The organism is Cytophagia bacterium CHB2, from assembly GCA_030263535.1.
GTDB lineage: Bacteria > Zhuqueibacterota > Zhuqueibacteria > Zhuqueibacterales > Zhuqueibacteraceae > Coneutiohabitans.
Window position 1 is genome coordinate 1 of the sequence record SZPB01000229.1, and the last position, 10,517, is coordinate 10,517.

Below are 10,517 nucleotides of genomic sequence, written 5' to 3' on the forward strand. Positions count from 1 at the left end.
GTTTCGATGATCTCAGGCGCGATGCGATTGCGTAGATGCGCCGGCGCGATCGGGCTGTCGTAGCCGCGCATCTCCATTTCCAGCGCGTGATCTTTGACGATGGCATTGAACACATTGTTGAAGATGATGGCATTTTCGCCGTAACGGCCGTCATACGCGCGTTTGGCGGTCTCACGCAATTTGGGGTTAGGATGCCGCAGCAAATGGCGCATCTCTTCCGCGGTCAGCGTTTTTAACTCGCCCTCGATCTCAAGCTGCCAAGTGAAGGAAGCAGTATATTCGGTAAAAAAATTAATAAAGGCGCTCTTGCCGGAGAGATCTTTTTTGTTGATGACTTGTTCTTCTTTTTCAGAAAGTGTGTAGGGCTGGAACAAGCGCACGCCGGTAAGGTAATGCCGGTAGGAATCAAGCGCAGGACTCGCGACGCGTGCGTCAAACTTTTCAGAAGCGAGTTGTTGTAATTCCAATTCGAAGAACAAAACCGCATTCTGCACGCGCGCCATCACTTCCTGGCATTTGCCATAAAGCGCGGTGAAGGCATCCGCGGCCGTGTCAGCGGAGAAGGCCAGATAGGCATACGACTCCGCGCGCATGATGACGGCATAAACTTCTTCTAGCTCGATAATGGCCTGATGCAACGCTGCTGCATCCAAGTCACCGCCGACAATTTTGCCGTAATAACGCTGATGAAACGCATTGGCGTTTTGCAACGCGCGTTCGAGATCGGCCGCGAGACGGGAATCATCTGCGCCGGCATACAAATCTGAAATATCCCAGCGAATGCCCGCGGCTTTGAGAGGAGATTGAATGCCCGTCATGTGACTGAGTGGTGTTTAGAACTGGCACTGAGGCTTGAATGAAAACATTGATCTAAAATTGAGGCGTGATATGGCGAGACCAGACTCTCTTTAAAGTACTGGCATCTGTTTTCGTGAGAACGCCTAGTCGTGCAATTAGGAGAGTTTGCTCCAAGCAGTCTAACCTTGACAATCGAACGACGGAAGGCAGGCGCAATCCTGCCTTTTGCCATTCTTGGAGGGGAACATCGGTTTGGCTGCGAGGAGAGGCGGAAGTCACGGCTGCCACAACTGCATCTGAACCATCGAGCCAAAGCACAAGGACCGGCCGTTTTTTCGAGGTGCTTTGATCAGTAAATGGGATATTTGCAACTCAAAACTCACCGCTTCGGATAGTCATCGTACAACCCCTCGTCTGCGTCGGCATAGCTGTTTAAAAACGCACGATGCCGCCGCCGCGGCAGACGCGACTCCATTTCTTTTTGCGCCGGACGAATACTGATTAGCCACTTGCCCGGTTTGAGCTGTTTTGCAGCTTCCTCGGGGAATGAAAAAACTTCTCCTTTTTTCAACTCAACTTCATAAGTAAGATTCACAAGAGCGCTGGCCATTCTCGCCTCCTGTTTCATTTATTTTCCAACATGCTACTGACAGCTTGAACCTGTCGCCAAAACAGCTTAACACAAATTTCATCAAAGAGCAAGCCCAAATTGGGCGCGCCGATTGGCTCACGAGCATAATCACTATTTGTTTTTAATCATCCCCACCACCTGCCTGGCCAGGGCGTTCGGGATTGGAATCGACAAATTGTATTGCGCGATCTTCCAGATCCCGTCAATCTTGAGCAACACACCGCTGCCGCGACAAACGCCGTAGCTTTCATTCTCCAGCATTTCATCAAACCAGGCAACGTTTTGATCCTGAGAAAAGTAAACATGCCGGGATTTCACCAGATATGTCCAGCCCTTGCCTTGCTCGAAATAAGGCTGGGCAAATGCCTTGAACTCGGCGAGCGTCCAGCGCTCGGCAGCATCGGTGCCAAGAAAAATCGCTTCCGCCGCGAAGTGATCGAAATAACGTTTGCCCTCCGCTTGCGCCGCCGCTTGATGAAAATCATTCAGCATTTGCGCTACCCGGCTGCTATCCGCAGTGCCCGCAGCTTTTGCCGCAGCATGCAACATCAAAAGCATACAGACTTCAATTAAGATCGCTCTCATCGAAGGTCGATTCCTGTTCGGGAGTTAGGCTTTTCAAACCCAGATACATGTCAAGAAACAACGGCATCAGGCCGTTGCTGGCGCTGCTATTCATCAAAATGACAATGCCGACATTGTGTTGCGGCAAAATGGCGATTTGCGCCACGTAACCGCGCAAGCCGCCGCTGTGAAAGACCAGCTTGTTGCCGGCGTAATCGAAAATGCGCCAACCCATGCCGTAATGCGCGTTGCGAATATGCCCGTTCCAATGCGGCCGCCGCCGCTCGCGCGGTGTGCGCACCTGCGGCTGCGAGACTTGTTTGATGACAGACGGGGGGATCACCTCCGGCCGTTCACCGAGCAGCGCGCGCAGCCATTTTGCCATGTCCGTGATGCTCGCATTGATGCCCGCGGCCGCGGGCACCGAGTAATACGTGGGCCTGATCTGAACTGCCTGCCAGCCGCCGCGGCGGCGCACATGCGGCGAGGCATGATTGGGGTTGGCCACCATTTCTTCCCAGCTCAGCGAAGCGTCATACATCTCCAGCGGCACGAGCAGGCGCGTCACCACGAGATGTTCATAAGTGTAACCGGTGGCTTCGCGCAGGATTTCACCGATGAGGCCGTACATCACGTTTTGGTAACTGTAGCATTCGCCCACGCGGCAACCCAGGCGGAGTTCTTTCAGGCGCTTGATAATCGTGGGCAGAGGCTCTTGCGCTTCAATTAAGTTATCGAAGGCATGCGGCGGCAACCCGGTGGTGTGATTCAACAAATGCTTGAGGGTGAGGGCGCGTGTATTTCCCGCGTCACGCAAAGAAAATTTTGGCAGAAATTTGATGACAGGATCATTCCAACTCAGCTTGCCGTCTTCGACAAACAGCGCGGTGAGAATGGAGGCAAAGCCTTTTGAGACCGAGGCGATGCGAAACGCGGTATGCGCATCGATCTTTTCCGGTTTCCCGATTTGGCGAACACCGAAACCTTTCAAATAAACGATGTCGTTTCCCTTAACGATGGCAATGGCGGCGCCGGGGATATTGGCTTCCTGCAAGGCTTGCATTGCATATGCATCGAAATGGCGAACGACATTTTGCACATGCGCCAGCGTATCCACGCCCGGTTTGGCAATGAGCGCTGGCGACAACATGCTCAACATAAGCGCAAAAACACTCCCGTAGCGATAAACGATTTTTCTCCTGGTCATCAAACCTCATGTCCTCGTCTTGAATCTGAATGATTAAGGGTGAAGGCCCGTGAACGCTTGCTTCTGCTTCCTGCTTCGGCGCACGCCGGGGTCATGCTAACGTTGCTCCACCGTAAAAAGGAATAAAGTGGGGCGAATGTAGAAATTCAGCCACTTTCATGCAAGCCCGAAAAATTGAATTCACAAAAATTTTAAGCCATCTCGTAGGAATAAATGCACTGGGATTCGCCGCTTGAGTAATTTGCCCATTTTTGAACCGTGAATACACGCGAATAGGCGCTACGTAAGAATCAACTTGCGTTCATTTCATGGTTTGAGCAAGATAAAAAAACATTTGACTCTTGATTCTCAGCGCCGCAAATATCTGACATTGCTTTGCTTCAGGAAAAAGCCCTTGCTTTCACGCACGGCAACGTCTATTTTTCGGCATGTCACAGGCGCATGAACCTACACCCGTTAAACTCATTGTTGCTGCACTGTTTTCGCGGGAGGAATTTTTGGCGGAAACACGGGACGAATTGGTGCAGGCGTTCGGCGAGATCGATTATCAGAGTTCGCGCTTTCTTTTCGATCTCACCGATTATTACATGACTGAGATGGGTGCTCCTCTTTACCGGCTTTTTTACTCGTTTGCGCAACTCATTTCACCACAGGCGCTGGCCTCCATCAAGATAAAAACAAACCAGGTGGAGCAATTGTTTGCCCGTGCTGGCAAACGCGCCGTCAATCTCGATCCCGGCTATCTCGACACCGACAAATTCGTTCTGGCCTCAGGGAAATATCACGGCTACAAAATCTACTTGAGCGATGGCGTGTGGGCCGATATGACGCTGCATTACGCCAAAGGACATTTTACCCCGCTGCCCTGGAGCTTTCCCGATTTTCAAAGCGGGCGTTATGAAGCCGTTTTTCTGCGCCTGCGCGAGCTTTACAAAAAGCAACTCAAATGAACATCAAAGATAAGCTGCGCGAACTCGAACGTGTGCCGCGTCCCCTCAAAACCGGCATGCCGAAACCGCGCCTCGATCGCTTGCAACAGCTTTTGGGCGGATTCGAGCAGGACGGCTGCTTTGTGGTCGAGCGGCGCCATGCGCTGCATGAACCCTACGGCTCAACCCGGCTCGCCGATTTGCTGGACTTATCCGGAGCGGTGTTGAGCATTGCCGCCAAAGACGAACAACTCAACGAGGTAGCGCTGGCGCAAACCTTGATTGTCGATACCGAAACCACCGGACTTGCCGGCGGGGCGGGCACACTCGCGTTTCTCGTGGGTTTGGGATATTTTGAAAGCGACAGCTTCGTTGTGCGGCAATATTTTTTGCGTCAGCCGCATGAAGAGAGCGCGATGCTTACGGCTTTGCAGCGCCACGTCGCGCAGAGCCGCGGTTTAATCTCCTTCAACGGCAAAAGCTTCGACATTCCGCTTTTGCTCACGCGCACAGTTTTGAATCGCATTCGCATCGATTTGGCCAGCCTGCCGCATTTTGATGTGCTGCACGCCAGCCGCCGTCTGTGGAAAGCGCGGCTGCAAGATTGTTCGCTCGGCAATCTCGAACATCGCATTCTCGGCATTCAGCGCGCGGAAGATGTGCCCAGCGCGCTGATTCCGCAGATTTATTTTGATTTTGTGCGCTATGGCAAAACGGAGCAGCTTGCCGAAGTGCTGGCGCACAACCGGCAGGACATTGTGACCACGGCCGCTCTTCTTGTTCGCATCGGCCAAATCGTGCAAGCGCCGTTCAAATTCAGCGGCTCGCGCGAGGAGTTGCGCCAAATCGGCAAGCTTTACCGCGAAGCCGGCGAGCTTGACACCAGCATCAAATTGTTCGAAGAGCTGGCACTACGCCGCCGCGAGGACGATGCGCTGGATGATTACCTCGCGCTCGGCTTTTGTTACAAAAGCCAGCGCCGCTATGAAGAAGCGAATCGCATTTGGCAGCACATGATCGAGTTCCTGCCGTTTCATCCGTTGCCGTTCATTGAAATTGCCAAGCATCTCGAGCATCGGCAACGCGATCAACGCGCTGCGCTGGCGATCGTGCATCGCGCCCTGCACGCCATTTCTTTAGTGGAAGAATTGCAGCGGCAGAAGAATTGGATGATCTACAAGGATGATTTATTGCGGAGAGAGGGGCGGCTGCGGAAGAAGCGGGAGGCAGCGACGGTGAAAAGCGCCACAGGGCTTACGCACATGAATACCGTCAATGCAAACGAAACCTCTGAAGCAAATTCCGGCAGCGCTCGAGAAATCAACTGAATGCGTTTTTTGGTGTTTATTTCGAATCGAGATACTTTGCAATCTCATACGCCGCGATGCCAAACGCCACCGCAACGTTGAGCGAGTCTTTCTGGCCGCGCATGGGCAACGAGATGACGCCGTCGCATCCCGTCAAAATCTCCGTAGAGATGCCTTCGTATTCGTGGCCGATGATCAATGCCAAAGGAAATTTATAGTCGAATACGCGATAATCCTGGCTTGTTGGAGAGTTTTCTAACGCAATTAAAGCGTAGCCTGCTTGCTTGAGCGCGAGCAGCGCCTCTTTTATTGAGACAAAATATTCCCACGCCACGCTTTCTTCTGCGCCCAGCGCTGCTTTGCGAATTTCCGGCCGCGGCGGCGTGGCCGTCATGCCGCAGAGATAAAGCTTGCTCACACCCGCGCCGTCGGCAGCGCGAAAAATCGAACCGACATTGTGCATGCTGCGAATGCTGTCGAGCACGGCAACGAATGGAGGCGGAGAGGAAGAGGCCGGGGCCATGGGCTTGGTTATAGGGAATAGGTTGCAGGGTATATGTGTCAAGCAAACAAAAAGCGCCAGTCCCAGAAGGGGACAAATGTGATAGCAAGGGGCAACGTCCTGGGAAACAAGAATTCGCCCAGTTTTATAGCCCTGTCAGGGCGAAATGAAATTACGTATGCGACCTCGCCCCATTCTATCTCGCGCCGTTGGCGCTCCGAGTTTGGGTTGAACTTTATCTTGGGGCGTTGCCCCAAGCTTTCATATGCTGCCCCGTCGGGGCTTTTGCTTTCTCCCAAACCCTTAACTTGGCACCGCAGGTTGTCGGGTATAGAACAAAATTGGCGAAAGATAGCATAGAAGTTCATGCGGCGCAAAAGAAAAATACTGTTTCCCGCAACGCCGCAATGAACCGTTTGGGCGGAGAATCCCTCGCTTGACCTTTGATGAAATATTTTATACACTGCATCAAATCTCGCAGGGAGGTTTAACCAGCTAAAGGTGGATGGCTATGAAAATTTTTGAAGGTATGGCCGAACACAATCACGAAGAAGTGGTGTTCTGCCATGATCGCGACTCGGGTTTGAAGGCCATTATTGCTATTCATGACACGACGCTCGGGCCGTCATTAGGCGGCGCGCGCATGTGGCCTTACAAAACCGAAGAAGAAGCCTTGTATGATGTGTTGCGGCTGTCACGCGGCATGACGTACAAAGCTGCAGCCGCGGGCTTGAATCTCGGCGGCGGCAAGGCCGTCATCATCGGCGACTCTGCCACGGACAAGGATGAAATGTGTTTCCGCGCATTCGGGCGTTTTGTCGAAGGACTTGCCGGCCGCTACATCACAGCGGAAGATGTGGGCACCGACGTGCATGACATGGAGTGGGTGCGCATGGAGACGCAATGGGTCACCGGCATTTCAGAAGCGCTGGGCGGCAGCGGCGATCCCTCGCCGGTGACGGCGCGTGGGGTGTATTACGGCATCAAAGCCAGCGCGGAGGAGCTGTTCGGCACCCCCTCCTTGCGCGGCCGCAAGGTGGCGATTCAGGGCGCGGGCCATGTCGGGTATTTTCTCGCGGAGTTTTTGACGAAAGAAGGCGCAAAGGTTTTTATCACGGATATCAAGCCGGGCCGCGTGCAAAAAGTGGTGGATGAATTCGGCGTGACGGCGGTTGAGCCGGAAAAAATTTATGACGTCGACGCCGACATTTTTGCGCCGTGCGCGCTCGGCGCGATTATCAATGAGGAAACCATTCCCCGTTTTAAGTTTCGCATTGTTGCCGGTGGGGCGAACAACCAGCTTGCCGACGAAAAGCGCCACGGCAGCATTCTGATGGAAAAGAATATTCTCTATGCGCCGGATTACGTCATCAACGCCGGCGGCTTGATCAATGTGGCAAATGAAATCGAAGGTTACAATCGCGAAAAAGCGCTGAAGCAGGCGGAAGATATTTACTACATCCTGCACGATATTTTTTCCATTGCCAAAAAAGAACGCGTGCCGACCAACGTGGCTTCCGATCGTCTCGCCGAACGCCGCATCGAACAAGTCGGCAAACTCAAGCGCATGCACGTGATTAAACCGCCGCGGCAAATTCGCGGGCAACGGTATGCCTGGTGAGATTGTAGATTGTGGTTTGATGATTGCGGATTGCAGCTAGCCGGCGCGGCACAACCAGTTTGACCGCGCCGTGGTTTTAACCAGAAGTGACCGGGGGCGCTATGGCTTCTTCAACAATTTTCTCTGAAGCAACGTTGCACGATCTGTGGCGGCTGCAGCGCATTCCGCAAGAATGGCTGCGGACGACGAGCGGAGAGATGGTCACCGTGGTAAATCCGGGACGGCACAATCATGATGCCGGCCCGGACTTCTTGGGCGCAACGTTGCGCCTGGGTGATAGAATTTTGCATGGCGAAGTCGAATTGCATCTCGACGCGCGCGATTGGGTGGCGCACGGCCATGATCGCGACCCGGCTTACAACGGCGTGGTTTTGCATGTCGCCCTTCCTGCAAACAATGCCGAAGCAGTTGCTTGCGATATCGTGCGCGAAAACGGCCTGCCCGTGCCGCAACTCTTGTTACCCGCCTCTGTGCTGCAATCCCCTGTGCAACAAGAATTGGTTTTGCTCGATTGCCCGTTGAGCCGCACGGCGCCGGAGAAAATTCTGGCAACGGTGCGTCATGCCGGGCAATTGCGTTTTGAAGCAAAGGCATTGGCGTTTGCCGAACAGATGCGAAGCGGTTCGTGGGATCAAGCGGTTTATCGCGGCATCGCCGAAGCTTTGGGATATGATAAAAATCAGGAGCCGTTCCGCCGCCTGGCGGCGTTGTTGCCGATTGATTTGATCTTTGCGGAATTGCGCAGCCGCCGCGCCCTTGATGCCGGTGAGTTTGTTGAAGCGCTGATACTTGGCGCGGCCGGTTTCCTGGCACACCGGGCGGAAACAGACGAGCCGCATGACGCCGAAATCGCCGCGTTCGTGTCGGCGCGGCGGCGCATCTGGGAGCCGCTGCGGCATAGCCTGCAAATCCGGCCGTTGCCGGTGGAGAGCTGGCGTTTTTTTCAATTGCGACCGCAAAATTTCCCGACGCGGCGGCTGGCCGGTTTGTGCGCGATTATTTTGAAGTTTTACCGCCACGGCATTCTCGAACATTTGTCACGGCTGTTACAGGCGCCGGGCAAACGCGGCAGGAAGCTGGCGCAAGAGTTGGTGAGTTTTTTTCTTTGCCCCGCGCAAGGCTTTTGGCAAACGCATTACCATTTGCGCGGCCGTGATAATCCGCAGCCGGCAGCGCCCGGCGATTTGGTGGGACGCGATCGCAGCCGCGATATTTTGGTCAATTTGATTCTGCCGGCGCTCTGGCTGTATTATCGCGAAGCCGGCAATGCGATTTTGCAAAATCAAGCGCAGGAGGTTTATGCGCATTTGCCCAAGCTGCAGGAAAATCGCGCCACCCAGGCCATGCAACAGCAGCTCCGCCGCGTTTATCCGCTGGCGAAAGAACTCTCGGCTTCCGCCAAATGCCAGCAAGGCATGTTGCATTTGCAGAAATTGTTCTGCCGGCCGTTGCGCTGCGAGGAGTGTTTAGGGCTGCAACCCGGCATTCCTGCGTCTTCGTGAAAGACATGCGACGATCAAGAGCCGCGCGCCTCTTTCCTATTCAATGACCCTGCCTTTCTCATATGCGCCCAGCACGCGCACGAATGCCGTAATCTCGCCGAGATGTTCCAATGCCTTGCGGCAATGATTTTGGCTGGGCGTGCCCTCGAAATCAAGATAAAAAATATACTGCCACGGGCTGCCGTGCTGCGGGCGCGATTCGATTTTCAATAAATTGATGTCGCGCAGGGCAAACACGGCCAATGTTTTGAATAAAGCTCCCGGAATATGTTGCGTTGAAAAAACAATGGAGGTTTTGCCTTCGGTCACCGAGGCTGCGTCTTTTTTTAAAATTAAAAAGCGCGTGTAATTTTGGTGATTGCTTTCGACATTGCTATGCAAGATGGTCAACCCGTAATGCCCGGCGGCTTGTGCGCTGGCAATCGCAGCCGCCTCACGCCACCCGTTTTTGACAATCAGCTTGGCGCTGCCGGCTGTGTCATACGCCGGAATGGTTTCAAGTTCGCTGCGCTGATGCAGAAATTCGCGGCATTGTTCCAGCGCCTGCGGATGCGAATACACGCGCTGGACTTGCTCCCAGCTCACGCCCGGCAATGCCATGACATGATGGCTGATGCGCAAAATCACCTCGCCGGTAATGTGCAGATGATGTTGCAGCAGCAAATCATAGTTTTGATGCACGCTGCCCGCCAGCGAATTCTCGATTGGAATCACGGCTGCCTGCGCGCGCGCCTCCGCCGCCGCAACAAATGCTTCATGAAACGTCCGGCACGGCAACACCTGGCAGCCGTTGCCAAAAAAAGCGCGCGCGGCTTGCTCGCTATAGGCGCCGGTTTCGCCTTGAAATGCAATAAGGTTCAAATGGAATTTCCTGTTCTGCGGTGATCGTTTGTGTTTAGCCTGTCGCTTTGTAGCGGCACAAGTCTTAACCGGTGGGGAAGATAGAAATTCGCGCGAGAATGTCAAATTCTGTGCGGCTCCGGTGAGTGAGAGCCGTTCCATTGAAATGTCCTCACGTATTCAGCGCAGTATCCGAATCGCCGCAAGACGCCTGCTGAAGGCAGGAAGAATACACTCTTACCGTTACACTGGGCTAATTTGAACTTTCGATTTTTCAATCTTGACTTTCTCACTTCTTTGCGGCAATTTCATCAGGCTTTTTTTTAAGGCTCCCAATTCACCGTCTAATCGCGAGGAGGTAGACCGTGTCTCATTCCAAAGTATTGCAATCATTTTGGCAGGTGGCGCTGCTTGCCGGGTTGTTCGTGTTCGCTCCGGCGTACGCGCAAAAACAGCTCACGGTCGAGGCCATTTACGGCGGCCGCGAGTTGAGCGGCAGCTTGCCGAGCGCCGTGCAATGGACGCCCGATGGCAAAGCCTTTACCTATTTTCAGCGTTCTGAGGACGGGAAGCTCAACGTCTGGCGCTATGATCTCGCCTCCAAACAAAAAAGTAT

Annotated in this window: 11 protein-coding genes and 1 pseudogene; 5 read left to right on the forward strand and 7 right to left on the reverse strand. The window is 53.7% G+C overall.

Going from position 1 to position 10,517, the window contains the following annotated elements:
- The 5 genes and pseudogenes from FBQ85_19715 to FBQ85_19735 form a co-directional block, all read right to left on the reverse strand.
- A partial coding sequence (locus FBQ85_19715) for a hypothetical protein (GenBank protein MDL1877363.1) occupies window positions 1-818 on the reverse strand: 818 nt, incomplete at its 3' end.
- A gap of 52 nt (window positions 819-870) precedes the next feature.
- Window positions 871-1,197 (reverse strand): annotated as a pseudogene (locus tag FBQ85_19720) (type II toxin-antitoxin system PemK/MazF family toxin).
- Window positions 1,178-1,408 (reverse strand): hypothetical protein, encoded by a 231-nt coding sequence (locus FBQ85_19725; protein ID MDL1877364.1) that lies wholly within the window; start codon window positions 1,406-1,408, stop codon window positions 1,178-1,180. The pseudogene FBQ85_19720 and the gene FBQ85_19725 overlap by 20 nt, the downstream one beginning before the upstream one ends.
- Before the next feature lie 132 nt (window positions 1,409-1,540).
- Window positions 1,541-2,014 (reverse strand): protein with SnoaL 3 domain, NTF 2 superfamily, encoded by a 474-nt coding sequence (locus FBQ85_19730; GenBank protein ID MDL1877365.1) that lies wholly within the window; start codon window positions 2,012-2,014, stop codon window positions 1,541-1,543.
- Entirely contained in the window at window positions 1,995-3,200 is a 1,206-nt protein-coding gene (locus FBQ85_19735) for a beta-lactamase family protein (GenBank protein MDL1877366.1), read from the reverse strand. The genes FBQ85_19730 and FBQ85_19735 overlap by 20 nt, the downstream gene beginning before the upstream one ends.
- 428 nt (window positions 3,201-3,628) lie before the next feature.
- Here FBQ85_19735 and FBQ85_19740 point away from each other — a divergent pair, with 428 nt between their 5' ends.
- Both FBQ85_19740 and FBQ85_19745 read left to right on the forward strand, forming a co-directional pair.
- On the forward strand, window positions 3,629-4,150 hold the full coding sequence (locus FBQ85_19740) for a DUF4416 family protein (protein MDL1877367.1): 522 nt from the start codon (window positions 3,629-3,631) through the stop codon (window positions 4,148-4,150).
- The gene (locus tag FBQ85_19745; GenBank protein ID MDL1877368.1) at window positions 4,147-5,457 is read left to right on the forward strand and encodes a hypothetical protein; all 1,311 of its coding nucleotides are present in this window, start codon (window positions 4,147-4,149) and stop codon (window positions 5,455-5,457) included. Before FBQ85_19740 ends, FBQ85_19745 begins: the two co-directional genes overlap by 4 nt.
- 16 nt (window positions 5,458-5,473) lie before the next feature.
- Here FBQ85_19745 and FBQ85_19750 read toward each other — a convergent pair whose 3' ends face one another.
- Entirely contained in the window at window positions 5,474-5,959 is a 486-nt protein-coding gene (locus FBQ85_19750; protein ID MDL1877369.1) for an RNA methyltransferase, read from the reverse strand.
- Between the two features lie 490 nt (window positions 5,960-6,449).
- Between FBQ85_19750 and FBQ85_19755 the strand changes: the two genes are divergently transcribed.
- Window positions 6,450-7,559 (forward strand): Glu/Leu/Phe/Val dehydrogenase, encoded by a 1,110-nt coding sequence (locus tag FBQ85_19755; GenBank protein MDL1877370.1) that lies wholly within the window; start codon window positions 6,450-6,452, stop codon window positions 7,557-7,559.
- 101 nt (window positions 7,560-7,660) lie between these two features.
- Window positions 7,661-9,061, forward strand: a complete 1,401-nt coding sequence (locus tag FBQ85_19760) for a DUF2851 family protein (protein ID MDL1877371.1) — start codon at window positions 7,661-7,663, stop codon at window positions 9,059-9,061.
- Window positions 9,062-9,097: 36 nt separating this feature from the next.
- On the opposite strand, the gene pheA is transcribed toward FBQ85_19760, so the two are convergent.
- Window positions 9,098-10,063, reverse strand: coding sequence for a prephenate dehydratase (gene pheA, locus FBQ85_19765; GenBank protein MDL1877372.1), 966 nt, complete (start codon window positions 10,061-10,063; stop codon window positions 9,098-9,100).
- A 203-nt stretch (window positions 10,064-10,266) separates the two neighbouring features.
- Here pheA and FBQ85_19770 point away from each other — a divergent pair.
- Window positions 10,267-10,517, forward strand: a 251-nt coding sequence (locus FBQ85_19770) for a hypothetical protein (GenBank protein ID MDL1877373.1), incomplete at its 3' end; no start/stop codon positions are given.